This is a genomic window from Halomonas sp. B23F22_3 (genome assembly GCF_043496965.1).
Lineage (GTDB): Bacteria > Pseudomonadota > Gammaproteobacteria > Pseudomonadales > Halomonadaceae > Halomonas.
The window spans coordinates 124,435-149,580 of record NZ_JBIEKG010000007.1 but is presented as its reverse complement, the minus strand read 5'-3'; the positions used below and the strand labels follow the sequence as shown (position 1 = coordinate 149,580).

24 protein-coding genes are annotated in these 25,146 nt (G+C 67.4%); 10 read left to right on the top strand and 14 right to left on the bottom strand.

All coding sequences use genetic code 11. The annotated features are described in order from the left end of the window. Positions 1-84 precede the first annotated feature (84 nt). Positions 85-699: a peptide-methionine (S)-S-oxide reductase MsrA gene (msrA, locus tag ACGTNG_RS16780; RefSeq protein ID WP_394797662.1), complete on the top strand. Its 615-nt coding sequence runs from the start codon at positions 85-87 to the stop codon at positions 697-699. Here msrA and ACGTNG_RS16775 read toward each other — a convergent pair. From ACGTNG_RS16775 to can, 10 genes are all read right to left on the bottom strand, one after another. After that, positions 680-1,468: a Crp/Fnr family transcriptional regulator gene (locus ACGTNG_RS16775; RefSeq protein WP_394797661.1), complete on the bottom strand. Its 789-nt coding sequence runs from the start codon at positions 1,466-1,468 to the stop codon at positions 680-682. The genes msrA and ACGTNG_RS16775 overlap by 20 nt on opposite strands. Before the next feature lie 126 nt (positions 1,469-1,594). Then, positions 1,595-2,164, bottom strand: a complete 570-nt coding sequence (locus ACGTNG_RS16770; RefSeq protein ID WP_394797660.1) for a hypothetical protein — start codon at positions 2,162-2,164, stop codon at positions 1,595-1,597. 160 nt (positions 2,165-2,324) lie between these two features. Beyond that, positions 2,325-3,326 (bottom strand): hydrolase, encoded by a 1,002-nt coding sequence (locus tag ACGTNG_RS16765; RefSeq protein WP_394797659.1) that lies wholly within the window; start codon positions 3,324-3,326, stop codon positions 2,325-2,327. A 108-nt stretch (positions 3,327-3,434) separates the two neighbouring features. Further along, positions 3,435-4,361 (bottom strand): LysR family transcriptional regulator, encoded by a 927-nt coding sequence (locus ACGTNG_RS16760; protein ID WP_394797658.1) that lies wholly within the window; start codon positions 4,359-4,361, stop codon positions 3,435-3,437. Between the two features lie 61 nt (positions 4,362-4,422). Beyond that, positions 4,423-5,469, bottom strand: a complete 1,047-nt coding sequence (locus ACGTNG_RS16755; RefSeq protein ID WP_394797657.1) for an ABC transporter ATP-binding protein — start codon at positions 5,467-5,469, stop codon at positions 4,423-4,425. Then, a complete protein-coding gene (locus ACGTNG_RS16750; RefSeq protein WP_394797656.1) occupies positions 5,469-6,488 on the bottom strand; it encodes an ABC transporter ATP-binding protein in 1,020 nt (339 codons plus the stop codon). Before ACGTNG_RS16750 ends, ACGTNG_RS16755 begins: the two co-directional genes overlap by 1 nt. 5 nt (positions 6,489-6,493) lie before the next feature. Continuing rightward, a complete protein-coding gene (locus ACGTNG_RS16745; protein ID WP_394797655.1) occupies positions 6,494-7,450 on the bottom strand; it encodes an ABC transporter permease in 957 nt (318 codons plus the stop codon). Then, the gene (locus tag ACGTNG_RS16740; RefSeq protein ID WP_394797654.1) at positions 7,447-8,493 is read right to left on the bottom strand and encodes an ABC transporter permease; all 1,047 of its coding nucleotides are present in this window, start codon (positions 8,491-8,493) and stop codon (positions 7,447-7,449) included. The genes ACGTNG_RS16745 and ACGTNG_RS16740 overlap by 4 nt, the downstream gene beginning before the upstream one ends. Positions 8,494-8,602: 109 nt before the next feature. Next, on the bottom strand, positions 8,603-10,177 hold the full coding sequence (locus ACGTNG_RS16735; RefSeq protein ID WP_394797653.1) for an ABC transporter substrate-binding protein: 1,575 nt from the start codon (positions 10,175-10,177) through the stop codon (positions 8,603-8,605). A gap of 147 nt (positions 10,178-10,324) precedes the next feature. Further along, positions 10,325-10,978, bottom strand: coding sequence for a carbonate dehydratase (gene can, locus ACGTNG_RS16730; RefSeq protein ID WP_394797652.1), 654 nt, complete (start codon positions 10,976-10,978; stop codon positions 10,325-10,327). Between the two features lie 149 nt (positions 10,979-11,127). Here can and gorA point away from each other — a divergent pair, with 149 nt between their 5' ends. The 4 genes from gorA (at position 11,128) to ACGTNG_RS16710 (ending at position 15,245) form a co-directional block, all read left to right on the top strand. Continuing rightward, positions 11,128-12,489: a glutathione-disulfide reductase gene (gorA, locus tag ACGTNG_RS16725; protein ID WP_394797651.1), complete on the top strand. Its 1,362-nt coding sequence runs from the start codon at positions 11,128-11,130 to the stop codon at positions 12,487-12,489. 283 nt (positions 12,490-12,772) lie between these two features. After that, positions 12,773-13,351 carry a diaminobutyrate acetyltransferase gene (ectA, locus tag ACGTNG_RS16720; RefSeq protein WP_394797650.1) on the top strand — a complete coding sequence of 193 codons (579 nt, stop codon included), beginning with the start codon at positions 12,773-12,775 and terminating at the stop codon, positions 13,349-13,351. Between the two features lie 117 nt (positions 13,352-13,468). Next, complete coding sequence (gene ectB / locus ACGTNG_RS16715; RefSeq protein ID WP_394797649.1) at positions 13,469-14,734, top strand: diaminobutyrate--2-oxoglutarate transaminase; 1,266 nt, start codon at positions 13,469-13,471, stop codon at positions 14,732-14,734. A 97-nt stretch (positions 14,735-14,831) separates the two neighbouring features. Next, a complete protein-coding gene (locus ACGTNG_RS16710; protein ID WP_394797648.1) occupies positions 14,832-15,245 on the top strand; it encodes an ectoine synthase in 414 nt (137 codons plus the stop codon). A 74-nt stretch (positions 15,246-15,319) separates the two neighbouring features. Here ACGTNG_RS16710 and ACGTNG_RS16705 read toward each other — a convergent pair whose 3' ends face one another. From ACGTNG_RS16705 to ACGTNG_RS16690, 4 genes are all read right to left on the bottom strand, one after another. Next, positions 15,320-15,865 carry a DUF3833 domain-containing protein gene (locus ACGTNG_RS16705; RefSeq protein WP_394797647.1) on the bottom strand — a complete coding sequence of 182 codons (546 nt, stop codon included), beginning with the start codon at positions 15,863-15,865 and terminating at the stop codon, positions 15,320-15,322. Positions 15,866-16,023: 158 nt separating this feature from the next. Beyond that, on the bottom strand, positions 16,024-16,461 hold the full coding sequence (locus tag ACGTNG_RS16700; protein WP_394797646.1) for a hypothetical protein: 438 nt from the start codon (positions 16,459-16,461) through the stop codon (positions 16,024-16,026). Positions 16,462-16,532: 71 nt separating this feature from the next. Continuing rightward, positions 16,533-17,810 carry a hypothetical protein gene (locus ACGTNG_RS16695; RefSeq protein WP_394797645.1) on the bottom strand — a complete coding sequence of 426 codons (1,278 nt, stop codon included), beginning with the start codon at positions 17,808-17,810 and terminating at the stop codon, positions 16,533-16,535. Between the two features lie 173 nt (positions 17,811-17,983). After that, a complete protein-coding gene (locus ACGTNG_RS16690; protein ID WP_394797644.1) occupies positions 17,984-20,422 on the bottom strand; it encodes an outer membrane beta-barrel protein in 2,439 nt (812 codons plus the stop codon). 286 nt (positions 20,423-20,708) lie between these two features. Here ACGTNG_RS16690 and ACGTNG_RS16685 point away from each other — a divergent pair, with 286 nt between their 5' ends. From ACGTNG_RS16685 to hisI, 5 genes are all read left to right on the top strand, one after another. Next, positions 20,709-21,560 (top strand): ATP-dependent zinc protease family protein, encoded by an 852-nt coding sequence (locus tag ACGTNG_RS16685; RefSeq protein ID WP_394797643.1) that lies wholly within the window; start codon positions 20,709-20,711, stop codon positions 21,558-21,560. Positions 21,561-21,613: 53 nt separating this feature from the next. Then, the gene (locus tag ACGTNG_RS16680) at positions 21,614-23,119 is read left to right on the top strand and encodes a UUP1 family membrane protein (protein WP_394797642.1); all 1,506 of its coding nucleotides are present in this window, start codon (positions 21,614-21,616) and stop codon (positions 23,117-23,119) included. 3 nt (positions 23,120-23,122) lie between these two features. Then, complete coding sequence (locus tag ACGTNG_RS16675) at positions 23,123-24,085, top strand: alpha-L-glutamate ligase-like protein (protein WP_394797641.1); 963 nt, start codon at positions 23,123-23,125, stop codon at positions 24,083-24,085. A 70-nt stretch (positions 24,086-24,155) separates the two neighbouring features. After that, positions 24,156-24,626, top strand: coding sequence for a Fur family transcriptional regulator (locus ACGTNG_RS16670; protein ID WP_394797640.1), 471 nt, complete (start codon positions 24,156-24,158; stop codon positions 24,624-24,626). Continuing rightward, positions 24,623-25,063, top strand: a complete 441-nt coding sequence (gene hisI / locus ACGTNG_RS16665) for a phosphoribosyl-AMP cyclohydrolase (protein WP_394797639.1) — start codon at positions 24,623-24,625, stop codon at positions 25,061-25,063. The genes ACGTNG_RS16670 and hisI overlap by 4 nt, the downstream gene beginning before the upstream one ends. Positions 25,064-25,146: the final 83 nt, after the last annotated feature.

The window sequence follows — 25,146 nt, the reverse complement described above, 5'->3', positions numbered from 1 at the left end:
CCGGCGCGCCCGTCACTACTGCCATTGCGCCTGCCCCCACGATGCCCCCGGGAGCGGGCCGACCACCGACAAGGAGCGAATCCCATGCCACTCCACCCCGTTCATGCGCCCGCCGGGCGCGAGACGCCGCTGCCGATCAGCGGCAGCCACCTGGTCAATGAGCACGCCATGCGCCCCCCCTGGCCCGAGGGCATGCAGGAGATCGTTCTGGGCCTGGGCTGCTTCTGGGGCGCGGAGCGGCTCTTCTGGGAGCTGCCCGGGGTCCACGTCACCGCCGTGGGCTATGCCGGCGGCGTGACCCCGAATCCCACCTACGAGGAGACCTGCAGCGGCCGGACCGGTCATGCCGAAGTGGTGCGGGTGGTCTTCGACCCTCGGGTGGTCGATCTCACCACGCTGCTGCGTGTGTTCTGGGAGGCGCATGATCCCACCCAGGGCAACCGCCAGGGCAACGACATCGGCACCCAGTACCGCTCGATCATCCTCACCACGAGCGAGGAGCAGCGAAGGGCCGCCGAGCAGAGCCGCGACGCCTACGGCGAGGCGCTGTCGCGCAGTGGCCAGGGCCCCATCACCACCGAGATCGAGCCGCTCGAGGCCTTCTACTACGCCGAGGAGTACCACCAGCAGTACCTGGCGAAGCACCCCAACGGCTACTGCGGCCTGAAGGGCACCGGGGTCAGCTGCCCGATCGGCTGACGGCGAAGGAGGCGTCGCCCTCCCTCAACTCCGCGAGTCGCTCGCTCAAGCCGTCCACGCGATCGCTCAGGTAGTCGTCGTCGAAATCCGCCTCGGCGTGCAGGCGCCGGGGGTCATGGATGACGATGTGCGCGCGGTGCTTCTCGAGCACGCCGTCGCGCTCCAGCGCCGTCAGGGTGCGATTGACGTGTACCGGCGACAGCCCGAGGATCTGCCCGAGCAGGCGCTGGGAGATGGGGAAGGGCATGCGGCCGGGGTCGACGGGCTGGATCTTGCTCAGCCGGAGGTAGGTCTCGAGCACGAAATGGCTGACCTGCACCCGGGCCGAACGGTGGAGGGTCACCAGCATGCGCTCGGTGAGCAGCGCCTCCTGGCGTCCGATGGTGGCGAACAGCGAGACCGCCAGGGAGGTGGAGGCCGCGACGAGATCCACGATGTGCTGGTGGGTGAAGGTGCTGACGCTCCCCGCGCTGATCATCCGCGCCTCGCTGCCGTGTCGGCGGAAGGTAAACTCCCTCAGGCCGATGATATCGCCCGGCAGCAGCAGCTCGATGATCTGGCGCTCCCCCTCGCCGGTGTCGCGTACGGTGCAGGCCCAGCCGCTCTGGAGGATGAACAGGTTCTGCACCCGCGCCCCGAGCAGCCACAGGACCCGATCCTTGCTCGCCGGAGCGGTGTGCCGCTCGAGATGTTCGAGCATCCGGCAATCGTCGTCGCTCAGGGCGAAATAGCGGCCCATGGCGGCCTGGAAGCAGGGAGCGGTGGTCATGCACGAACCTCGATGGGTGACGGGGGCGATGGCACGCGGGCCCGCGCGAAGCGGTGTCCTCTGTTCACTATAGCGCCCCTGTCGCGAGCCCCCCCGGGATGCGATCCCGGGCGTGCGACGATGGCCTCAGCCGATCTGTCGTCGACGTCGCCGGCTGCGCGCGATGCTGCCAAGCGAGCGGTGGCGGGCCGGCAGTGACTGCCGGGTCTCCTCGAGCAGCTGGGCATGGGCCCGACACTGGGCGATGCAGTCGCCGAGCAGCGTATCCAGTTCCGGGATGGCCCCGCCGTGCCGCAGCCGTGTGTAGAAGCGCTCCGTGCGTCGCTCCTCAAGCAGGCTGCGGCTCAGTTCCAGGCGCGCGATCTCGTCATCGACGATGAAGAAGTGCGCCGCGCCGCGTCCCCGGCAATCACCGGTCGCCGGCGAGTGGCAGGGGGCGACGGGACGCCCCCCCGCCAGCGCCTCGACCAGCACCTCGCGTCGATCGAGACTCTCGTCGGCCAGCGCCTCCATCAGCCGGCTGAGGCCGGCGTGATAGGTCAGGAAACGCAGCGCCTGCCAGCGATACCGCTGAGACTGCCGGCGCTCATGATCGTCTATCGCCTGCAACAGCTCCGCGGGCAGCATGGGCACCCGGCAAGGCCGGGGCTCATCGGCGTGGCTGATCGACTCCCGATTCTGGTTCGATAGATCCATGAGCTACCCCCTGTGTCATGTGTCCGGGCGGGGGCCGGCGCCTGCACATCGATCGCGGGCCTCGCCTCGGGTCAGACTAGGCATGGCGCCCGGGAAGCGGCGATAACATGGGTTAAGGTCTCTGTTTTTTTATCGCCGGACGCCATGGCGCGAGGGGGTGTCAGCGGCCTCCGCGCGGCGCCTGCCAGGCCGTCAGCTGACGCGCGACGCGCCTGGCGAGCCACGAGGCCAGGCGACCCTCGCGCCACTCGACGAAGCCGACGTGGCCGCCGTGACGGGCGAGTTCCACCCGCACCGCCGGCGATGGCCGGGGAAATCGCGAGAAGAGCGCCGGCGGCATGAAGGGATCATCGTCGGCGTGCAGCATCAGCATGGGCAGCGTCACCTCGGCGAGCAGCGGACCGGCGGAGGCGCGCCGATAGTAGTCCGCGGCGCCGTCGAAGCCGTGCAGGGGGGCGGTCACGGCATCGTCGTAGGCGCGCAGGCTGTCGAGCGCGGCAAGCTCGCCGGGCCCGATCGTCAGCGGAAGGGGCTCGCGCGTCAGGCGCCGTGCCATCTTGCGCTTGAGCGAGGCCAGCAGGTGGCGCTCGTAGCGCCGGGCGAATCCCTGGTTCAGGGTGTCGGCGCAGGCGGCGAGGTCCAGTGGCGCGCTGATGACGATGGCGCCGGCCAGGTCAAGCCCCGAACCGCCCCGTTCCCCGACCAGCTTGGCCAGCATGTTGCCGCCCAGCGAGACCCCGGCGGCGACCTTCAGGGCACGGGGATAGCGCTGCGACAGCCGCTCGATCAGGACGGCCGCATCGGTGGTGTCGCCGCTGTGGTAGGCGCGGGGCAGGCGGTTGGGATGCTCACCGCAGCCGCGAAAATGCATCAGCACGGCGCGCCAGCCCAGGCCGGCGGCGGTGTTCAACAGCGCCCGGGCATAGGGGGAGTCGATCGAGCCCTCGAGCCCGTGGAAGAGCACGAAGAGGGGCGCATCCGACCGAGTCGGGGCCGGCCGTGCCCAGGCCAGCTCGACGAAGTCGCCGTCGGGCAGCTCGAGTCTCTCGCCTGCCCACTCGAGCGCGGGGCGCGGCAGGGCCCGCGGCAGCAGAGTCTGGAGGTGACGATTGCAAAGCCCCGGCGGGGCGCGGAAATCGGCGGGGTACCAGGGCTCGTCCATGAGGAATTCCAGCAGGGGGCCAGCGACAAGGAGCGGGGTGAGAGGCCAGGGCGCCGCCCGCGTCAGCGGCCGCCGCGTCGAGGAGACAGGGTATCAGGATCATGCGCCTCAGAGCGCGCGGAGCGACTCGCCGTCCATCGAGATCGCCTGCCACAGAGCCTCGACGGCGGGCTGGTCCACGCCCCGGCGGCGATAGAGGCGGATCTCCAGCGGCACGTCCCAGCGGGCATCGCCGGCACGCACCAGGGTGCCCGCGGCCAGGGTCTCCTGCACCACGCGCTCGGGCAGCCAGCCCAGCCCATAGCCCAGGCCGACCAGCTCGCGGATATTGCCGCTCTGGATGCTCTCGTGGAGTACCCGGAAGTCCGGCGCGCCGGGAACCCCCTCGAGATGGCGGCGCAGCGCCATGTCCGTCAGCCCCCGTGGATGGTAGGCGATCAGCGGCAGGCTGGCCCGCGGGCCCGTCTCCAGCGCGAAGCGGGGCCGTCCGTCGGGCTCGGGCAGCGACACCGGCACCAGGAGTTCGCTGTCGAGGCAGCAGTGCTCGAGGCCCTCGGTCTCGGGCATCTGGGGCCCCTCGACCCGCGGCCAGTAGGTCAGCACCAGGTCGCACTCGTCGCGGGTCAGCGCCTCGAAGAAGTCGCTGGCCAGCCAGCCGGTGGCCCGCAGATAGGGCGTCAGCGGCGGCGGGGTGGCAAAGCTGGCTAGCCAGGCCGGCAGGAAATGCGCCAGCAGGCTCTGGGGGGCGGCCAGGCGCAGCTGGCTGGCCTGTTCCTCGGCCAGCTGCGACAGGCGTTGCCGGGTCGCGGCGACCCGGCGTGTCACCTCCAGGCTCAGTGCCAGGAACTCCTCGCCCGCCGGCGTCAGCGTCAGCGGCAGGGTCTGGCGATTGATCAGGGTGGTGCCCATGCCCTCCTCGAGCAGCTTGATGCGTCGCGAGAAGGTAGGTTGGGTGACGTTCTGCTCCTCCGCCGCGCGCGAGAAGTGCTGGGTCCGGGCCAGGACGATGAAGTCTTCCAGCCAGCGCAGTTCCATGTCGATCCTCGAGCCAGAAGCCGGGTGTCACACCCGGCATTGTGCCACAGCTGCCGGGGCGTCAGTCGATGCGCCCTTCCTCCACGGCATGGCAGGCCACCTGGCTGCCGTCGTCGGTGGCGATCAGCTGCGGGATCTCGCTGCGACAGCGCGCATTGGCGTGGGGGCAGCGCCCGTGGAAGACGCAGCCCGACGGCAGGTTGACCGGCGTGGGCACCTCGCCCTGCAGGCGGATGTGCTGCGGCCGGTCATCCTCGAGGCGCGGGATGGCCGACATCAGCGCCTGGGTGTAGGGGTGGCGCGGGCGGGCGAAGAGTGTCGCCGTCGGCGCCACCTCACAGACCCTTCCTAAGTACATCACCGCCACCCGGGTGCCGAAGTGCTCCACCACGGCGAGGTCGTGGGTGATGAACAGGTAGGTCAGGTTGCGCTGCTGCTGGGCCTCCATCAGCAGGTTGAGCACCTGGGCCTGGATCGACACGTCCAGCGCCGAGATCGGCTCGTCGGCGACGATGAATTCCGGATCCACCGCCAGCGCCCGGGCGATGGCGATGCGCTGACGCTGGCCGCCGGAGAACTCGTGCCCATAGCGCCCCCCCCAGTCGGCGGCGATGCCCACCGAGGCCATCACCTCGGCGACCTGGTCCTTGACCCGCTGCGGCGACCAGTCCGGATGGTGCAGGCGGATCGGCTCCTCCAGGGTCTGCTGGATGGTCATGCGCGGGTTCAGCGACGCATAGGGATTCTGGAAGATCATCTGCATGCGGCGGCGATAGGGCATCAGCGCCTGGTGCGAGAGATCGTCGATGCGCTCCCCGTCATAGCGGATCTCGCCGGCGCTCGGGTGCAGCAGCCCCATCACGGTGCGCGCCACGGTGGACTTGCCGCAGCCGGACTCGCCGACCACGCAGAGCGCCTCGCCGCGCTGGATGTCCAGGTCGACCCCGTTGATGGCGTGCACGTGCTTCTGCTCGCGGACCAGCTTGCCGCCCTTGAACTTGAGCTGCTCGAGGAAGTCGCCGGAGAGCGAGAAGCGCTTCTCCACGCCGCGAATTTCCAGCAGCGGGGTGGCGGGCTCGGCGGCGGTGGCGTGGGCAGTCGAACTCATCAGCGGATCTCCTCGGCCGGAATGCGCTCGCGATCGAGCATCTCGGCGACCATGTGGCAGGCGACCCGGCAGTTGCCGGAGGTCACGAAATCGGGCACCTCGTCGGTGCAGGCGTGGCGGGTCGAGCCGTCGGCGCGGGTCACGAAGCCGCAGCGCGGATGGAAGGCACAGCCGCTCGGCAGGTTGTCCAGCGAGGGCATGCTGCCGGGGATCTGGTTGAGGCGTGCGCCGGGCGTGGCCATCTGCGGCAGGGCGTTGATCAGCCCCTGGGTGTAGGGGTGCTGCGGGTCGTTGATGATCTCCCGGGTCGGGCCCTGCTCGATCACCCGGCCGGCGTACATCACCAGCATGCGCTGGGTCACCTGGCTGACCACGCCCAGGTCGTGGGTGATCAGGATCAGGCCGACGTTGTGCTTCTCGCAGAGCTCGAGCAGCAGCGCCATGATCTCGGCCTGGATGGTCACGTCCAGCGCCGTGGTCGGCTCGTCGGCGATGATGATGTCCGGGTCGAGCAGCAGCGCAATGGCGATGATCACCCGTTGGCGCATGCCGCCGGAGAGCTCGTGGGGATACTGGTCCAGGCGTGCCGAGGGGGAGGGGATCTGCACCTGCTCGAGCTTGCCAAGCGAGATCGCCCGGGCCTCCTTGGTGGAGATGCGCCGATGCGCCTTCAGGCACTCGACCATCTGCTCGCCGATGGTCAGCACCGGGTTCAGGGTCATCATCGGATCCTGGAAGATCATCGACATGCGGTGCCCGCGCACGTGGCGCAGGCCCCGGTCGCTCATGGCGGTGAGTTCCTGGCCGTCGAAGGTGATGCTGCCGCCGGCGATGTAGCCGGGCTTGGCGATCAGGTTGAGCAGGCTGAAGGCCGCCACCGACTTGCCGGCGCCGGACTCGCCCACGATGCCCAGGCGCTCGCCACGCTCCAGGCTGAAGCAGACGTCACGCAGGGCCTGCACGTCACCGCGGCGCAGGGCGAAGCGCACGTCGAGGTTGTTTACGTCGAGGAGTGCCATGGGAATCAGCCCTTGTAGAGTCGCGGGTTGAGGACGTCGCGCAGCCAGTCGCCGAGCAGGTTGATCACCAGCACGAGAATGACCAGCACGGCCCCGGGGATCAGGGTGATCCACCAGGAGCCCGACTGGATGTAGTCGAAGCCCGACTTGATCAGCGAGCCCAGCGACGGGTGCGTTTCCGGCATGCCGAGCCCCAGGAACGACAGCGCCGCCTCGGAGATGATGGCGTTGGCCACCTGCACCGTGGAGATGACGAAGATCGGCGACAGGGTGTTGGGCAGGATGTGGCGGAACATGATGCGCCGGCTGGAGAAGCCCATCACCCGGGCGGCGTCGACGTACTCCTTGCTGCGCTCGGCGAGCACCGAGGCACGCACCGTGCGCGCGTACTGCGGCCACTCCGCCAGGCCGATGATCAGCACCAGCAGCGGCACCGCGTAGTCACTGTAGGTGGCGCCGCCGAAGACCGCCTTGACCAGGGCACCGACCACGATGGCCACCATCAGGGTGGAGAACGACAGCTGGATGTCGGCCAGACGCATCAGGAAGGCGTCGACGCGCCCGCCGAGGTAGCCGGCGAGCAGCCCGAAGCTGACGCCGAGCAGGGCCTGCAGCGCCACGGCGCCGAAGCCGATGATCAGCGACACCCGGGCGCCATAGAGGATGGTCGAGAGCAGGTCGCGGCCCTGGGCGTCGGTGCCCATCAGGTAGGCCGGATCACTACCGTCGACCCAGAAGGGCGGCAGCTCCGAGGCGAGGATGTCGATCTGCGCCAGGTCGTAGGGGTCCATCGGCGCCAGCCACGGGGCCAGCACCGCGACGCCGACCAGCACGATGAACACCAGCAGGCTGAGCTGGGCGACCGGGTCGCGCTTGAAGCTGTAGAGCAGGTAGGAGCCGCGGAAACGCGACCAGCGGCTCGCCACCGGCGCGGCGGCCACGGAAGAGTTCGTGGTAGTCATGCGGGTTTCCCTGTCAGCTTGACGGTGGGATTGACCAGGCCGTAGATGAGGTCGACCAGGGTGTTGGTGATCACGAAGATCAGCCCCACGATCATCAGGTAGGTCACGATCAGCGGCACGTCGGAGCGCTGGATGGCGTTGAGGAACATCAGCCCCATGCCCGGCCACTGGAAGACCGTCTCCGTGAGGATGGTGTAGGCCACCAGGGTGCCGATCTGTACGCCGCCCACGGTGATCACCGGCAGCATGGTGTTCTTCAGCGCATGGATGAAGTAGATCCGGCGCAGCGAGATGCCCTTGGCGCGGGCGAACTTCACGTACTCGGACTGCAGCACCTCGAGCATCTCGGCGCGGATCAGGCGGATGAACAGCGGCAGCATGATCGAGGCCAGCGAGACCGCCGGCAGTACCAGGTAGGTCAGCCCGGTCAGCGAGGCGAAGTTGCTGTCCCAGGTGCCGAACACGTTGACGGGATCGCCGCGGCCGTAGGCCGGCATGCCGCCGTCGGTGGAGAGCGCCTCATTGAGCCAGGCGCCCCAGCCGGTATCGGCGGGGAAGGGCGCGATGCTCACCCCGATGGCGAAGATCTGTATGAGCACGATGGCGGTGAGGAAGACCGGTATCGAGATGCCGACGATCGACACCCCCATGAAGAAGCGCGACAGCCAGGCGCGGGGCCGGATGGCGCTGTACACGCCGATCGGTACCGACAGCGCGATTATCAGGAAGGTACTGGCCGCCACCAGCTCCAGCGTCGCCGGCAGGTGACGCATGATGACCTCGGTGGTCGGCTGGTTGAAGGTGTAGGAGTAGCCGAAGTCGAACTGGACGGCGTTCCCGGCGAAGCGCAGGTACTGGACCAGGAAGGGGTCGTTGAGCCCCAGCTCCTCGCGCAGGGCCTCGCGCTCGCTCTCGGGCACCGACTGGCCGACCATCTGTTGGATGGGGTCGCCCAGGTTGTCCTGGATGGCGAAGGCGATGATGCTGATGACGAACATCACCAGCAGGGCATGGTAGAGGCGCTTGATCAGGAAAGCGATCATGGCTGGCGTCCCGTGTGCAACACGCGGTGACGCACTCGATCATCGAGCGCGTCACAGGGGTCATGGTGGTTCGAAGGGCCGGCCCGCGAGGGGCCGGCGCGCGGCGGGCTTACTCGTCGGTGATGACCAGGTCCCCGAGGTAGGGGAAGTTCATCACGTTGAGCACCGGCTCGATGTCGACGTTGGAGGCCGAGGCCCAGGCCAGGTCCTGCCAGTGCAGTGGCACGAAGGCGGCATCGTCGTAGAGCGCCTGCTCGACCTGCTGGAGCATCTCGGCACGCTTCTCGAGGTCGACCTCGAGGTTGGCCTCGGCGACCAGCTTGTCGAGCTCCGGGTTGCAGTAGTTGCCGGCGTTGTACTGGCCGGCCCCGCTGTCGGCGTCCGGGCAGGCGGTCAGGTACTCGTGGAAGTTCGCCGAGTCCTCGGTATCGGCGTGCCAGCCGATCATCATCATGTCGGCGACGCGATCGTCGTACTCGCCCCAGTACTGCGCCTTGGGCAGCGTCTTGAGATCCACGGTGACGTTGATGCGCGCCAGCATCGCGGCGACCGCCTGGGCGATCTTGGCATCGTTCACGTAGCGGTTGTTGGGCGCCATCATGGTGATCTCGAAGCCATCCTCGAAGCCGGCCTCGGCCATCAGCTGCTTGGCCTTCTCCAGGTCATAGCGCGGTTCGAGGCTCTCGACATGGCCGGCGTAGCCTTCCGGCGAGAACTGGGCGGCCGGGGTCGCGAAGCCCTTCATGAGGCGGTCGGCGATGCCTTCCTGGTTGATGGCATAGGCGAAGGCCTGGCGCACCTTCGGGTCCTGGAAGGCCTCGACACGTTCCTGGTTCATATGGAAGAGGATGATCCGGGTACCGGACATGGTCACCAGCTGGACGCTGTCGTCCTCGCGCACCCGCTCCAGATCGTTGGGCGGCACCGGGGCGATGAAGTCGACGTCGCCGGAGAGCAGCGCGGCCACGCGGGTGGCGTTCTCGCTGATCGGGGTCATGACGATCTCGTCGACGTTGCCCGGGGACTCCTCGTCCCAATAGTCATCGAAGCGCTCGAAGGCGATGCGCACGCCCTGCTGGCGTTCGGTGACCACGTAGGGGCCGGTGCCGGAGAGGTGGCTCGAGGCGTAGGAGTTGCCGTTCTTGACGATCTCGTCCTTGGGATCGCCGTCCTCGTCGGTGCCGCTGTAGAAGGCGCTGTCCATCGGGAAGACATAGGTCGCCAGGTTCAGCAGCAGCGGGTAGGGCTTGGTGGTCTTGAACTCGACGGTGGTGTCGTCGATGGCGGTGACGCTCTCGATGGGCTCGAAGATCGCCTTGAAGTCCGGGCTGCGCTTGAGGCGCTCGACGGTCCAGACCACGTCCTCGGCGCTGAACGCATTGCCGCTGTGGAATTCCACATCGTCGCGCAGCGTCATGCGCATGGTGGTGTCATCCACCTGCTCCCAGCCGGTGGCCAGGCGCGGTTCGAAGGAGAGGTCCTTGTTCCAGCGCACCAGCGGGTCGAAGGTCATGTGGGAGAGCTGGAGGATGCCGCCGGAGAGCTGCTCGTGGATGTCCAGCGAGACCGGGTCGGCGTCATAGGCCATGCGCAGGCTGGTCTCGGCGCTGGCCACGGAGGGCAGCACGGCGGTAGTCATGGCGGCGCCGATTACGCTCGCCAGCAGGGTCTTCTTGAGAGTCATGTGTCGTTCCATGCCGGGTGACTTGTTATTGGTGTCATGACCGCTAAGGTCCAGCCAATAACATAGAGAGCCCGGTGGCCCCTGCCCAATCGAAATTTTGACAGGTGCCATGCGCCCGGCGAATGAGGCCGCCGGGCGAACGACGCATCAGTCCTCGCTGGACGGCGTCAGGCGGCCGATGCGATAGAGGGTCGCGACCTGGTCGAGCCCCGAGACGCTGCACTCCAGATCGGTGACACGACCGTCGCTCAGGCCGTAGACCCAGCCGTGCACGGCGAGCGGCTGGCCGCGCTGCCAGGCCCGCTGGATGATCTTGGTACGACACAGGTTGTTGACCTGGGCCTGGACGTTGAGCTCGCACATGCGATCGACCTGCTCGTCGAGCGGCAGTGACTCGAGGTCACCGCGATGGCGGCTGTAGAGCTCGCGGACCGAGTGCAGCCAGTAGTCGACCATGCCGCACTCGTCGCCGGTCACGGCCGCCTTGACGCCACCGCAGCCATAGTGGCCGACGATCATGATGTGCTTCACCTTGAGCACATCGACGGCGAACTGGACCACCGAGAGGGCGTTCATGTCGTTGTGGTGCAGCAGGTTGGCGACGTTGCGATGGACGAAGACCTCACCGGGCGGCAGGTCGATGATCTGGTTGGCCGGGACGCGGGAGTCGGAGCAGCCGATCCACAGGTAGTCGGGGTTCTGCTGCTGTGACAGCCGAGCGAAGAAGTCGGGATCCTGGCGACGGACGCTCTCGGCCCAGTCGCGGTTGCGCTCGAGCAGCTGTTGCATTTCGGTTTTCATGGGGCGGGATTCTCTGAAGAACGGACCATGGGACGCGACGCATTCTGATCACCGGCATAGCCAGGGTCAATGGAGCGGGCCTCCCTGGCCATGGCCGTGGCTGGTATGATCGCGCCCGATCAGAATGACACGACCATCAGGAGACTACTGTGTCCGAGTACGACTACGACCTCTTCGTGATCGGCGCCGGTTCCGGCGGCGTGCGCGCCGCCCGCACCGCGGCGGCGACCGGCGCCCGGGTCGCCGTGGCCGAGGATCGCTACCTGGGGGGCACCTGCGTCAACGTCGGCTGCGTACCCAAGAAGCTCTACTCCTACGCGGCTCACTTCCACGAGGCCTTCGAGGATGCCGGCGGCTTCGGCTGGCAGCTGGCCGAGGCGCCGCGCTTCGACTGGTCGACCCTGCGCGACAACAAGATCGGCGAGATCAAGCGGCTCAACGGCATCTACGGGCGGCTGCTCGACGCCGCCGACGTGCGCCTGATCAATGCCCGGGCCCGCGTGGTCGATGCCCATCACGTGGAGGTCGGCGGCGAGACCGTCAGCGCCGAGAAGATCCTGGTGGCCGTCGGCGGCTGGCCCTGGACGCCGGACTTCCCGGGCAAGGAGCTCACGGTCAACTCCAATCAGGTCTTCGATCTCGAGACCTTCCCCGAGCGCTTCCTGGTGCTCGGCGGCGGCTACATCGCGGTGGAGTTCGCCAGCATCTTCAACGGCCTCGGCAGCGAGGCACACCTGGTCTATCGCGGCGGGCTCTTCCTACGCGGCTTCGACCAGGAGGTCCGCGAGTTCACCCGGGACGAGATGGCCAAGAAGGGCGTCAACCTGCACTTCGAGGCCAACATCGAGGCGATCGAGAAGGTCGATGGCGGCCTCGCGGTCACCCTGACCAGCGGCGAGCAGCTCGAGGTGGACGCGGTGCTGGCGGCCACCGGCCGTCGCCCTCACCTGGAGGGGCTCGGGCTCGAGGCGCTGGGCGTGGCCCGTACCGAGAGCGGCCACCTCGCCGTCAACGAGCGCTTCGAGACCTCGGTGCCGTCGATCCTGGCACTGGGCGACGTGACCGGCGGCCCGGAGCTCACGCCGGTGGCGCTCGCCGAGGCCATGCAGCTGGTCCGCCACCACTTCGAGCCGGTGGAGCCGGCCCCGCTGGACTATCGCAACATCGCCACGGCGGTCTTCTGCCACCCCAACATCGGCACCGTGGGGCTCTCCGAGGAGCAGGCCCGCGAGACCTGCGGCGAGATCCGGGTCTATACCGCGGACTTCCGCCCCATGAAGCACACCCTCTCCGGCAGCAGCGAGCGTTGCCTGATGAAGCTGATCGTCGACGAGGCGAGCGACGTGGTGGTCGGTGCCCACATGGTAGGCGAGGAGGCCGGCGAGGTGATTCAGGGGATCGCCGTGGCGGTGCGCGCGGGACTCACCAAGGCGGATTTCGACGCCACCGTGGGCATCCATCCCACCGGCGCCGAGGAGTTCGTCACCATGCGCACCCCGACACGCCGCTGAGCTCAATCGACGGCGATGCGTCATCACGGGCCACCCCTCAGGGTGGCCCGTTTGCGTTGGGCGTCATGATGGGCTCGAACTCGCCGCGTCGGCCTGCCGTTGTGGTCTATCTTGAAGGGAGCGGACGCGAGGCGACGGCGCCACACAGGGGCCCTGCAGGGAGCCTCGATCGCTCAGCATAATTTTCTATTATGGTTAACGGGCGCCAGGATAATCATGGCTTTGAATTGCTAATAAGGCGCTGTTATAATCCCGCTCAAATTCGCTACAGCGAACCACCGACATGACCGCAACCACCGAACCCTTCACGCCCTCCGCCGACCTGGCCAGGCCCACCGTGGCCGATGCCGTGGTCGGTCACGAGGCCTCGCCGCTGTTCATCCGCAAGCCCAATCCCGACGACGGCTGGGGCATCTACGAGCTGGTCAAGTCCTGCCCGCCGCTGGACGTCAATTCCGCCTATGCCTACCTGCTGCTGGCGACCCAGTTCCGCGACAGCTGCGCGTTGGCCACCAACGAGGAAGGGGAGGTGGTCGGCTTCGTCTCCGGCTACGTGAAGAGCAATGCCCCCGACACCTACTTCCTCTGGCAGGTCGCGGTGGGTGAGAAGGCACGCGGCACCGGCCTGGCGCGTCGCCTGGTGGAAGCCGTGATGTCACGCCCGGAAATGGCCGAGGTGCATCACCTCGAGACCACCATCACTCCCGACAACCAGGCCTCCTGGGGCCTGTTCCGGCGTCTGGCCGATCGCTGGCAGGCACCGCTCAACAGCCGCGAGTACTTCTCCACCGATCAGCTCGGCGGCGAGCATGACCCGGAAAACCTCGTGCGCATCGGCCCCTTCCAGACCGATCGCATCTGATCATCCGCTTCTCGAGGGACCGGCTGCCGAGCGCGCAGCCCGGGCCCCTGTGTCTCTACCGGCCGCGTCGCGGCCAGCCCCTTTCTTCAACTTCCCAAGACCAACAGGAGGTCGCACATGCAGACCCAGATTCTCGAACGCATGGAGTCCGACGTTCGGACCTATTCACGCTCCTTTCCGGTGGTGTTCACCAAGGCCCAGAATGCGCGCCTGACCGATGAAGACGGCCGCGAGTACATCGATTTCCTGGCCGGCGCCGGCACGCTGAACTACGGCCATAACAACCCGCGCATCAAGCAGGCGCTGCTCGAGTATCTGGCCGAGGACAACATCATCCACGGCCTGGATTTCTGGACCGCCGCCAAGCGTGACTACCTCGAGGCGCTCGAGGAGATCGTCCTCAAGCCCCGCGGGCTCGACTACAAGGTCCAGTTCCCCGGACCGACCGGCACCAACGCCGTCGAGGCGGCCATCCGCCTGGCCCGCAATGCCAAGGGTCGCCACAACATCGTCACCTTCACCAACGGCTTCCACGGCGTGACCATGGGGGCGCTCGCCACCACCGGTAATCGCAAGTTCCGCGAGGCCACCGGCGGGGTGCCGACGGTCGGCGGCAGCTTCCTGCCGTTCGACGGCTACATGGGCGAGGGCGCCGACACCCTGGATTACTTCGAGAAGCTGCTCGGTGACAAGTCCGGCGGCCTGGACGTTCCGGCCGCGGTGATCGTCGAGACCGTGCAGGGCGAGGGCGGCATCAACGTCGCCGGCCTCGACTGGCTCAAGCGTCTCGAGCGGATCTGCCGTGACCATGACATCCTGCTGATCGCCGACGACATCCAGGCGGGCTGCGGGCGCACCGGCAAGTTCTTCAGCTTCGAGCACGCCGGCATCACCCCGGACATCGTCACCAACTCCAAGTCGCTCTCGGGTCTCGGCCTGCCGTTCGCCCAGGTGCTGATGCGCCCGGAGCTCGACGTCTGGAAGCCGGGCCAGTACAACGGCACCTTCCGCGGCTTCGCGATGGCCTTCACCACCGCCGCCGCCGCGCTGCGCGAGTACTGGGCCGACGACGCCTTCGAGAAGGAAGTGGCGCGCAAGGGCGAGGTGGTCGCCAAGCGCTTCCAGCGCATCGCCGGCATGCTCAATGAGCTGGGCTTCGAGGCCACCGAACGCGGCCGCGGGCTGATGCGCGGCATCGACGTGGTCAGCGGCGATATCGCCGACAAGATCACCCACAAGGCCTTCGAGAACGGCCTGGTCATCGAGACCAGCGGCCAGGATGGGGAAGTGGTCAAGTGCCTCTGCCCGCTGACCATCACCGATGAAGAGCTGGCCCGCGGCCTGGATATCCTCGAGACCAGCGCACGCGAAGCGCTGAGCTGATACGCTGACAGGGTCGCCCGCCAGCGAGGAGGGTGGCCCGGTCCTCGACCGGCCGAGGGCTCGGCCGGTTCGCCATCGACATTACTGGAGAGTATTCATGATCGTTCGCAATCTCGAGGAAGCGCGCAAGTCCGACCGCCTGGTCGCCGCCGAGAATGGCAACTGGGACAGCACCCGCCTGTCGCTGGCCGACGATGGTGGCAACTGCTCCTTCCACATCACCCGGATCTACGAGGGCACCGAGACTCATATCCATTACAAGCATCACTTCGAAGCGGTGTTCTGCATGGAAGGGGAAGGCGAGGTGGAGACCCTGGCCGACGGCAAGATCTGGCCGATCAAGCCGGGCGACATCTACATCCTCGACCAGCACGACGAGCACCTGCTGCGGGCCAGCAAGACCATGCATCTGGCCTGCGTCTTTACCCCGGGCCTGACCGGCAAGGAGGTCCACCGCGAGGATGGCTCCTACGCGCCGGCCGACGAACCGGACGACAAGACCCCGCTCTGATCGTGCATCGCCCCTAGCGCGACGACTCAGATCCGCCACGTGGCCCCGAACCCTTGCGTTCGGGGCCACGTCGTTCAGGGCACCGAGCGGTCGAAGACGATAGTGATCTCGGCCAGCGTCACGCCGAACTTGCTCATGGCCGTGCGGTTGATCAGCCGTCCGTCGGGCTGCAGGTACATCCAGTCATCCATCGTGAAGGTGAGCTCGCGCCCCGAGACCTCGACGGGCAGGCGGTAGCGCATATTGAAGGCGTGGCCGGCCTGGCGTGCCTGGACGGGGCCCTCGACATCGTTGGCGCGGCCGAGCCAGGTCGCCTCATCCTGGCGCTCGAAGGTCCAGACCCGACGATCCGTCTCGCCATCCTGGTAGGTGAAGCGCTCGTCGAGGGTCAGGGTGTCGCCCTCGAGGCTGCCGTCGATCACCACCGTGAAGCGCCGCTGCACCTCGCCGCTGTAGTCCTGCACCATGCCCCAGGCACGTGTCTGACCGTCGAAGTACTCCCCAATGTCCAGCCGCGGGGTGGTACCGGCGTAGCGGTCGACATCGACGCTGCTGCAGCCGGCGAGCAGCGGAAGAAGAAGAAGCAAGGAGATAAGGCGATGGCGCCATATATTGTACATATCTTTTCCGAATTCAGGTTTTCGTACAATAAATGCTAGCGGATTACCGACACCGGCGCCATGGCCGCGGAGGGCGCCAGCGAAAAGAGGCGCATTGACACGACCCCGCCCGGAGGGCCGAGGCCTTCCGGGCGGCGTCAACCTCCTGGCGGGGTATCTCACGCCTCGTGATCGTGCTCCTCGCCATCCTCGTGTTCGCCGCGCCCCTCGGGCGGGCCACCGCCTTCCTCGTCATCCTCATGGTCGTGGTCGTCGCCAGACGTATGGTCCTCGCCCTTGCCGGCCGGCGGCCCCTTGTCGAAGCCCTCGTCGCGGAAGATGTCCGACTCCGAGGAGTGGCCGCCGCGGGCCTCGCCGGTACCGGCGCCCTTGCCGAGTCGCTTGCGCTGGCCCTGGCCGCCGCCGTGCTTCCCCCCCGAGCCGTGATCGTCGCCCTCGGCATGAGTGTCGGCATGGTCGGCGTGCTGGGCCAGCAGCAGTGTCTCGCTCGGTACCGGGGCATAGGCGTCGGCCTGGGCGAGGCCGACGCCCACGGCCAGGGGAAGCAGGCTAGCCATCAGGAGCCGGCGCAGGGCAGGGGGGTGCTGCTCGTTCATGGAGGCCTCCTGTCGAGATAGCAGCGGCCCCGCGAGGGGCCGCTTGGTTCAAGATCAGGCCAGGGCGCCCGTCACGGGGTCGCCGGTGGCTCGATGGCGTAGTCGTGCACGAACTCGAGGACCTGCACGGCATCGTCGGTCTGCTGGGTGAAGGCATCGATCCCGTTGGTATCGTCGTCGATGGTCGGCACCTCATTGAAGATCACCGCGTCGAGCAGGTTGACCTCCTCCGGCCGGTAGATGACGTTGCCGTCGGCATCGACATCCTCGGTCAGCACCCAGACCGAGATGTCGCCGTAGAGGGACTCGCGGACGCTGTCGTCATAGACGTAGTCCGCACTCTCGACCAGCGTGGAGAGCTCGTCGTCGAGGTCGACGAAGCCGGTCAGGTTCATCATCTCGTCGACGGTGACGTCGCCGTACTTGTCGGAGGCGGCCGAGAAGGCGGAGGCGGCCAGGGTCATCACCACGTCGGCGTCCACCGTCATGGTGAAGGTCTCCTCGGGGTCGTCGCCCATGGGACTGGTGGTGATCGACAGGGTATAGCTGTCGGCATCCGGATCGCTGCCGGCGGCCTCGACCAGGGCGACATAGAGGGCGAAGTTCTCCAGCGGCGAGTCGATGGTGGAGATGGTGCCGTCGTCGTTGGTGACCAGCAGGCGACCGGCGTCATCGGTCATCGCATCGAGCGTCTCGGCCGTGATGGTCTCGCCATCGAGCTTGGAGAGTAGTTCGGCCAGGGAGTGGTCGGTGACGCTCTCCGGCGAGCGGGCCACGTTCAGGCGGCCGAACTCCACCGGGATCACGCCCTCCGGCATCTCGTAATCGCCTTCATCGACCTCCACCAGCTGGGTATAGGAGTCCGGGTTGTCCTCGGTGCAGCCCGCCACCAGGCAGGGCTGGATGTTGCCGTTGTCGTCCAGGATGGGCGTGCCATCGTCCGCACGCAGGATGATCACGATATCGCCGTAGTCGCCACCCTTGCCGCTGTCCGGGCCGCCGCCGCCACCGGCGTTGTCGGGCTTGCCGCCACGGTCGGCGCTACCCTGCCCCTTGCCCTCGGGCGGGCCGCCGGCGTCGTCGCGGAAGACGTCGGACTCGGCCGAGCCGCCCATCTGGCCGCGCCCCTGACCGCCGCCCATCTGGCCCTTGCCGCGGCCGACGTTGAGCAGGTTGTCGCGGTTGCCGCCTTTACCCTGACCCTGCTGGGCCTGGGCACTCTGCATAAAGAAGCCGGCATCAGGAAACATGGCCGTGTCGATCGCGGCGGCGCCCATCAGCGGAATCACCGCCGCCGCGGTCAGGGTGGCCAGCCGGGTGACGCCGAAAGTGTTGCGTGATGTGCTCATGTTCAACCCCCTAGGGTGTCGCGGATGACTTGCGTTTCGTGCTGCGCTGGCAGGGAAGTGCCAGTTGATCTAAAGATAGTCCGGACTAGGAACCTATCATTGACTTGTATCAATATTCTATATAGGCATTAAAGTGGCTCGGGCGAAGAGCTCAGAGACCCCATCGCCATGCCTTAGAACTGGTAGGTGACGCCCAGGCGAGTCACGTTCTCCTCGTTGTCGAAGCGATCCACGCCGGACCCGGAGTCGGAGTCCACCTCCAGCTCGTCGTAGCGGGTGTGGGTGTAGTCCATGCGCAGGCGCAGCTGCTCCTGGATCGGCACCTCGAGGCCGCCCCCGACACGCCACCCCTGTTCCGTGTCGTCGAGCCGAACGCTCTGCTGGCCACGCGCATAGCGGGTCTCGAAATCCGTCCAGGCGGAGCCGCCGCGCAGGTAGAGCAGGGCGCCGCTGTCGATGACGTAGCCGGCCCTAAGGGCGATCCCCAGGCTGGACTCGCGATCCACCGAATAGGTACGGCCATTGGGCGTGCGCTCGTGGTTCCAGGTGATATCGCTGGCCTCCGCCTCCAGCTCGGCCGCCAGGTAGAAGCGCTGGAAGGTCATGCCGTAGCCGGCATGCAGGCCGGCGAGGGCGCCGGAATCGCCGAACTGGGCATCCAGCTCAGTGGGCGCGGTGCGCGGGCCCGAGAGGTCCGTGGCGAGGCTGCCATAGCCCCCCTGGAGGCCGGCATAGACGCCGCGATAGGCCTCCGGCGAAACCGGGGCCCGGTCGCTGGCCTGGCGCCAGGGGTGCCAGGCCAGGCCAAGGCGCATCAGCGACTCTTCGGTGGCGAAGTCATCGGTCTCCTCGGGGCCGATGTCGATGTCCTCGTAGTCGGTGAAGCTGTAGTCCATGCGCAGCCCCAGGGTCGCGGCCAGGGGCACCTCGAGGCCACCGCCCAGGCGGCGACCGTCGAGCCACTCGGTGCGATCGTCGGATTCTCCGCCCTCGGCGAAGCGGCTCTCGAAGCGCCCGTGGACCAGCCCGACGCGGCCGTAGACATCGTTGCCGCCGGCCAGCAACCGTCCCACCCGCAGCCCGAGGCCGAGATCGTGGTGCTTCTCCACCGAGAACACCCGGCCACCGCCCTTGCGGGCGTGCGTCCATTCGGCGTCGGACCGGTCGGCCTCCAGCTCCAGCCCGAGCCGCCAGTCGTCCAGGGCCAGGGCATAGCCGGCGAAGAGGCCGAGCGTGGTGTCGGCATCGCGGAAATCGGCCCGCAGGTTGCCGTCCTGGCCGGTGGCGCGCGGCCCGGACTGGGCGGTGCCGACCTCGCCGCTGCCCCCCTGCACCCCGACATAGAGGCCGTCGAGGGCGTCCCCGTCCCGGGCCGCGGCCAGCAGGGCCTCGTCTTCGTAGCCGCGGGCCAGCTGGGTGCCGAGGTTGACCATCAGGCGGTTGTTATCGAAGTCCTCGCCGGGCTCGCTGGAGTCGCGCTGAAGGAAGTCGTACTCCATGCCCACGAAGAGGTGAGGATTGAGGTAGTGCCGGAGACCGAGCCCGAGGCCCAGCAGGTTATCGTTTCGCTCGACCCCCTGGTAATCGTAGTCACCATAACTGGCGTTCAGATCGAGGGTCAGGTCGGGACGCAACGCGGTCGTCATGCCGCCACCCAGAACGGTGCGCACGCTGGACGAGGCGCCGTCCACCGTCGTCTCCTCGACGGTACGGTCGAGCCGTGCGCTGACCCGGGTGGCCGACCCGGCGGGTTGCCAGGTGAGATCGGCCCCCACGTCATGGGTACTGACGTCCTCCAGCGCCTCGCCGTCGTAGTCCTGCTCCAGCCAACCGACCAGCACCTCGGCCTTGAGCGACGGGGTGGGACGCGCGATCAGGCCCACGGCCACATTGCCGCCCCGGGAGTCACGATCGAGGCTGTCGCTTTCAGGGGACAGTTCATAGTCGCGCAGGTCGGCAGCCGCCTGGACGAACGGCTCCAGCGTCTCGGAGAACTGGTAGCCGAGGCGTGCGCCGAAGGTGGTGAGATCGCGGCCCCGGTCATCCTGCTCGATGCTGAAGCCGCCATCGGCCTCGACGTCGTCGAAATCCAGCGACTCCCAGGTACCACCGACGCGACTGGTGAGTCGCCCGATGCGGTGGTTGACGCCGGCAAAGGCGCCGATGCGGTCGTAGACCGTGGGTTCCCGGCCGTTGACGTCATCCGGCGAGGTCCGGGACTCGTGGCCGTGTCCGGTGTTGATCCCCCCGAAGACGCTGCCGGCGTCGCTGTAGGCGAAGCGACCCTCGGTGCCGACACGCCAGTCGGTATAGTTCTCGCTCTGGAACGCGTGATACTTGCCGCGCTCGGCATTGCCGTACAGGCGCAGCTCATGGCGTTCACCTTGGCCGACCAGCTCGGCGAAGGGCGAGACCACGGTGATCGTGTCGTCCTGGCGGTTCTCGCGCTCGGCGAAGATGTTGTCGTCGTATTCGTTGCCCACCGTCACGCCGGCATTGTGCGTCCAATTGCCGTTACCGGCGGTCGCCTGGGCCTGGGCGTGGCTGGCGGCCGATACCGCCAGCACCAGCGGCAGCAGGACGAATCCTGTAGGCCGATTCCTTGCGTGCATCTTGATCCCCTTGCATTCCTAATCCGGATGCCCCAACGCCAGCGTAGCTCATTCCCAAGCATGAAAAAGACAGATCATTGGTGTAATGCGCGCTGCTGGGCGGCATCCTGAACAAGGAAAGCCAAGGTAATCGGCAAGACCACATGATGTCGCATAATGTATATTATGTTAAATTGCGTCCCTGGCAATAATGAGTCCCACCATACTGTCGCCGTGCGTCCACGTTGGACAAGGTTGGCAGCAACTCCTTATCATCATGCATCAATCTGCTGTTCGAGCCCTGTCCATGCGCCTACGCCTGCCGCTTGCCGGCACCTTCGCCCTCGTTTCCCTGCTGTTCGGCGGCTGTACCTATCTACCCGAACGCGCGCCTACGCCGCCCCCGGTGACCAGCGCAGAATTCGAGGCCCGCGTCGCGCAGCTGGAGCATTCGCTGATCGCCCGCTGTGATGCGCGCCAGGAGGCGCGGCTGGATCGCCAGTTCCGCCATCAGCAGGCGCTCACCGCCGACGTGCGCGAGGTCGGCAGCCTGCTGCGAAACCTTCGCGGGGATGTCGCACGACTCGACCCGGCGGATTCGCCGCGCGCCTCGACCCGCCAGTGCACCGACGCCGAGCCGACCAGCCTCAACAACAAGGAGGTCCTGGGCCGCAGCGAATGGATCGGCCTGCCCGGCGTGGGCACCTATCTCAAGGCGCGCATCGACTCGGGCGCCACGACCTCGTCGCTCTCGGCCACCGAGATCACGCGCTTCGAACGCGACGGCGAGGACTGGGTACGGTTCAAGCTGGGCCTCAACGATGACGACAGCGTCGTCGAGAGCGTGCGCGACGAATGGATCGAGGCGCCGGTGGATCGACGCGTGCGCATCATCCAGGCCACCGGTGAGGATTCTCGACCGGTGATCAGCCTGCTGATGACCCTCGGTCCGCTGCGCGAGACGGTGCAATTCACCCTCAATGACCGCACTCACCTCGACCATCCGGTCCTGCTCGGGCGCCGATTCCTGATGGACATCGCCATCATCGACGTGGCCGAGCAGTACCTCCACGAGCGCCCCGAATTTCCGGGCGGACGCCCGGCAGCGGACGCCGGCGCCGACGAAGCCACCGATGCCGATGCACAACCCGAGGGCTGACGCCCGCGCCCGGGGCTGACCCGGGCCGTTCGTACATCCCCCAAGGAAGACCCATGTCACGACTGCCCTTCTACCTGATCGTCGCCCTCCTGCTGGTGGCCGGCGCCGCCATGAGCATCCACCGCCACGTGCAGTTCGAGGTGCCGTGGACGCCGGGCGAACAGCGCCAGGTCTGGGAGATCGAAGCGCAGGTCAACTTTACCGCCGACGGCGGGCCGGCCAAGGTCAACATGGCACTGCCCTCGAGCCAGCAGGGCTATCGCATCCTGACCGAGCATACCGCTTCCCCCGGCTACGGCCTGGCCTTTCTCGAGGAGGAAGGCGGGCGTCGCGCCGAGTGGTCGACTCGTGAGGCCGTCGGCGACCAGCAGCTCTACTACAGCGTTCAGGCCCTGGTCGCGCCCGAGGCGCGCAATGCGCAGGTCGAGTCCCCTCCCCTGCGCCGAGACATTGTCTGGGAGTCGCCCTACGACACCGCGGCCAGCCAGGTGATCGATCGCGCCTGGGCGCGCAGTGCCGATCATTTCACCTTCTCCCGGGAGTTGATCCACGACTTCACCGACGAGCGTCAGGGCGAGAATGCGCGGCTGCTGCTGACCCAGTTCGACCGCACGCCGCTGCTGGTGCGCCTGCTCAACCAGGCCGGGGTGCCGGCGCGCGAGGTGAGCGGCCTGGTACTGGATCATGGCCGCCGCCGCCAGAGCCTGACCACCTGGATCCAGGTCTTCGAGGATCAGCAGTGGGTGCTGTTCGATCCCCGCACCGGCGAGCAAGGCCGGCCGGACAACCTGCTGCTCTGGGAGTCCGCTGGCCAGGCGGTGCTCGAGGTACAGGGCGGCACCAACTCGCGCATCAACTTCTCGATGCTCTCGCGCAATCAGCCGGCCGCGGCCGCCGTGCGCAGCCAGCTGGCCGACGACACCCTGCTCAACTTCTCGATCCACAGCCTGCCCCTCGAGGATCAGGCGCTGTTCCAGACCATCCTGCTGATTCCCATCGGCGCCTTGGTGGTGGTGCTGCTGCGCGTACTGGTAGGCATCAAGACCTCGGGCACCTTCATGCCCGTGCTGATCGCGCTGGCCTTCATCCAGACCACGCTGATCACCGGCCTGGTCGGTTTCCTGATGGTGGTCGCCGTGGGCCTGGTGATCCGTAACTACCTGTCGTATCTGAACCTGTTGCTGGTGGCGCGAGTGACGGCGGTGATCATCACGGTCATCGCCATCATCTCGGTCTTCTCGGTGCTCTCCTACCGCTTCGGGCTCAACGCCGGCCTGACCATCACCTTCTTCCCGATGATCATCCTCTCCTGGACCATCGAGCGGATGTCGATCCTGTGGGAGGAGGAAGGCCCCAAGCAGGTGCTGATCCAGGGGGGCGGCAGCCTGATGACGGCGGTGCTCGCCTATCTGGCCATGAACAACCCCTGGATCCGTCACATCACCTTCAACTTCCTCGGCGTGCAGCTGATGTTGATGGGCCTGATCCTGCTGCTCGGCAACTATACGGGCTACCGCCTGCTCGAGCTGCGCCGCTTCAAGCCGGTCACGGAGGACTGAGGCATGTGGACGACCCCCGCGCGCCTGCGCGCCAAGGACATCATCGGCATGAACCGGCGCAACATCCGCTACATCGGTCGCTACAACAATCGGCGGCTCTATCCGCTGGTGGATGACAAGCTCAAGACCAAGCTGCTGGCCCAGGAGTACGGCATCACCACGCCGGCCCTGATCGGCACCGTGACCACCCAGTTCGGCGTCAAGCATATCCGCGAGATGCTCACCGGCCACTCGGGCTTCGTGATCAAGCCGGCCAAGGGCAGCGGCGGCAAGGGCATCCTGGTCATCGAACGGGTCGAGGGCGATCGCTACATCAAGCCGAGCGGCGCCCGGCTGAGCCTCGAGGACGTGGAGCGTCACGTCTCCAACATCCTCTCGGGGCTCTACTCGCTGGGCGGCTCGCCCGACGTGGCGCTGGTCGAGGCGCTGATCAACTTCGACGACTCCTTCGCCGAGTACACCTACGAGGGCGTCCCCGATATCCGCGTCATCGTCTTCAAGGGCTACCCGGTGATGGCGATGATGCGCCTCTCCACGGCGGCGTCGGACGGCAAGGCCAACCTGCACCAGGGCGCCGTGGGCGTGGGCATCGATATCGCCAGCGGCACGGCGATTCGCGGCGTGCAGTTCGACCGCACCCGTCACGACCATCCGGATACCGGCCACGAGCTCGCCAGCCTGCACATCCCCGGCTGGGAGACCCTGCTGATGCTCGCCGCCGGCTGCTACGAGATGACGGGCCTGGGGTATCTCGGCACCGACATGGTGCTCGATCGCGCCCACGGTCCCATGCTGCTCGAGCTCAATGCCCGTCCGGGCCTGGCGATCCAGATGGCCAACGGCGAGGGGCTGCGCTCACGGCTCGACCTGATCGAACGCCAGCCCGACGGCGTATCCGCCGAGGAGCGCGTCGTCTTCTCGCAGCACCACTTCGCCCGCTCGAGCGAGCTGCGCGAGACGGCCTGAGGCGCCGGCTGGCTCCTCACCGGGCGGCCGCGTAGAATATGCGCTTCCTCCAGCCACCGCTTCGGGTGCCATGACCGACCCCCGTGACATGATCCGCCAGGCCGAGCAGCAGTGCCAGCAGCGCGGCGCGCGCTTCACGCCGATCCGCCGCCGCGTGCTGGAGCTGATCGCCACGACCCGCGGCGGCCTGAAGGCCTACGAGCTGCTCGACCGCCTGGCGGCCGAACACGCCGCGGCGCGTCCGCCCACCGTCTACCGGGCCCTCGAGTTCCTCATCGACCAAGGGCTGGTGCATCGCATCGAGTCGCTCAATGCCTACGTGGCCTGCCCCTGCCCGGAGCACGCCCACGGCTTCCAGCTGCTGATCTGCCGCCACTGCGGCCGCGTCGAGGAGCTGCACCTGGATGAGGTCAACGATCACCTGACACGACGCGCCAGGGAGCTGGGCTTCGAGGTCCAGCGCCAGACCATCGAACTGCTGGGCCAGTGCGACGCCTGCCGGCAGAGCCTTCCCCCCGCCGTTTCCGCGGAGTCCCCATGAGCACATCCTTCAAGGCCCTCGAGCGGGCCCCCCGCGACACCCGCCGGCCCCTGGCCGAGATCCTCGATGCCGTGGGCTTCAATGCCGACGGGCTGATTCCCGCCATCGCCCAGCAGCACGACAGCGGCGAGGTGCTGATGATGGCGTGGATGAATCGCGACGCCGTGGACGAGACCCTGCGCACCGGCCGGGTCTGCTACTGGTCGCGCTCCCGCGGCAAGCTGTGGCGCAAGGGGGAATCCTCGGGCCAGCAGCAGCATCTCAAGGCCGCCGCCCTGGACTGCGATGGCGACACCCTGCTGCTGCAGGTGGACCAGACCGGGCCGGCCTGCCACAGCGGACGGCGCAGCTGCTTCTATGTGGCGCTGGAGGGCGACGAGGCGCGCATCAGCAGCGACCCGCTGATCGACCCCGACACGCTCTATGCCAAGGCCTGAGATAAGAAGGGCTGAGATGGAAAGGGCCGAAATGAAAAGGGCTGATCCGTGAGGCGCCTCCTGGCCCTGCTGTCACGCGCCCT

What these genes read in the sequence shown, in the direction of transcription:
- msrA (WP_394797662.1), top strand. Translation starts at nt 85, where the DNA reads ATGCCACTCCACCCCGTTCATGCGCCCGCCGGGCGCGAGACGCCGCTG.
- ACGTNG_RS16775 (WP_394797661.1), bottom strand. Translation starts at nt 1,468, where the DNA reads ATGACCACCGCTCCCTGCTTCCAGGCCGCCATGGGCCGCTATTTCGCC.
- ACGTNG_RS16770 (WP_394797660.1), bottom strand. Translation starts at nt 2,164, where the DNA reads ATGGATCTATCGAACCAGAATCGGGAGTCGATCAGCCACGCCGATGAG.
- ACGTNG_RS16765 (WP_394797659.1), bottom strand. Translation starts at nt 3,326, where the DNA reads ATGGACGAGCCCTGGTACCCCGCCGATTTCCGCGCCCCGCCGGGGCTT.
- ACGTNG_RS16760 (WP_394797658.1), bottom strand. Translation starts at nt 4,361, where the DNA reads ATGGAACTGCGCTGGCTGGAAGACTTCATCGTCCTGGCCCGGACCCAG.
- ACGTNG_RS16755 (WP_394797657.1), bottom strand. Translation starts at nt 5,469, where the DNA reads ATGAGTTCGACTGCCCACGCCACCGCCGCCGAGCCCGCCACCCCGCTG.
- ACGTNG_RS16750 (WP_394797656.1), bottom strand. Translation starts at nt 6,488, where the DNA reads ATGGCACTCCTCGACGTAAACAACCTCGACGTGCGCTTCGCCCTGCGC.
- ACGTNG_RS16745 (WP_394797655.1), bottom strand. Translation starts at nt 7,450, where the DNA reads ATGACTACCACGAACTCTTCCGTGGCCGCCGCGCCGGTGGCGAGCCGC.
- ACGTNG_RS16740 (WP_394797654.1), bottom strand. Translation starts at nt 8,493, where the DNA reads ATGATCGCTTTCCTGATCAAGCGCCTCTACCATGCCCTGCTGGTGATG.
- ACGTNG_RS16735 (WP_394797653.1), bottom strand. Translation starts at nt 10,177, where the DNA reads ATGACTCTCAAGAAGACCCTGCTGGCGAGCGTAATCGGCGCCGCCATG.
- can (WP_394797652.1), bottom strand. Translation starts at nt 10,978, where the DNA reads ATGAAAACCGAAATGCAACAGCTGCTCGAGCGCAACCGCGACTGGGCC.
- ectA (WP_394797650.1), top strand. Translation starts at nt 12,773, where the DNA reads ATGACCGCAACCACCGAACCCTTCACGCCCTCCGCCGACCTGGCCAGG.
- ectB (WP_394797649.1), top strand. Translation starts at nt 13,469, where the DNA reads ATGCAGACCCAGATTCTCGAACGCATGGAGTCCGACGTTCGGACCTAT.
- ACGTNG_RS16710 (WP_394797648.1), top strand. Translation starts at nt 14,832, where the DNA reads ATGATCGTTCGCAATCTCGAGGAAGCGCGCAAGTCCGACCGCCTGGTC.
- ACGTNG_RS16705 (WP_394797647.1), bottom strand. Translation starts at nt 15,865, where the DNA reads ATGTACAATATATGGCGCCATCGCCTTATCTCCTTGCTTCTTCTTCTT.
- ACGTNG_RS16700 (WP_394797646.1), bottom strand. Translation starts at nt 16,461, where the DNA reads ATGAACGAGCAGCACCCCCCTGCCCTGCGCCGGCTCCTGATGGCTAGC.
- ACGTNG_RS16695 (WP_394797645.1), bottom strand. Translation starts at nt 17,810, where the DNA reads ATGAGCACATCACGCAACACTTTCGGCGTCACCCGGCTGGCCACCCTG.
- ACGTNG_RS16690 (WP_394797644.1), bottom strand. Translation starts at nt 20,422, where the DNA reads ATGCACGCAAGGAATCGGCCTACAGGATTCGTCCTGCTGCCGCTGGTG.
- ACGTNG_RS16685 (WP_394797643.1), top strand. Translation starts at nt 20,709, where the DNA reads ATGCGCCTACGCCTGCCGCTTGCCGGCACCTTCGCCCTCGTTTCCCTG.
- ACGTNG_RS16680 (WP_394797642.1), top strand. Translation starts at nt 21,614, where the DNA reads ATGTCACGACTGCCCTTCTACCTGATCGTCGCCCTCCTGCTGGTGGCC.
- ACGTNG_RS16675 (WP_394797641.1), top strand. Translation starts at nt 23,123, where the DNA reads ATGTGGACGACCCCCGCGCGCCTGCGCGCCAAGGACATCATCGGCATG.
- ACGTNG_RS16670 (WP_394797640.1), top strand. Translation starts at nt 24,156, where the DNA reads ATGACCGACCCCCGTGACATGATCCGCCAGGCCGAGCAGCAGTGCCAG.
- hisI (WP_394797639.1), top strand. Translation starts at nt 24,623, where the DNA reads ATGAGCACATCCTTCAAGGCCCTCGAGCGGGCCCCCCGCGACACCCGC.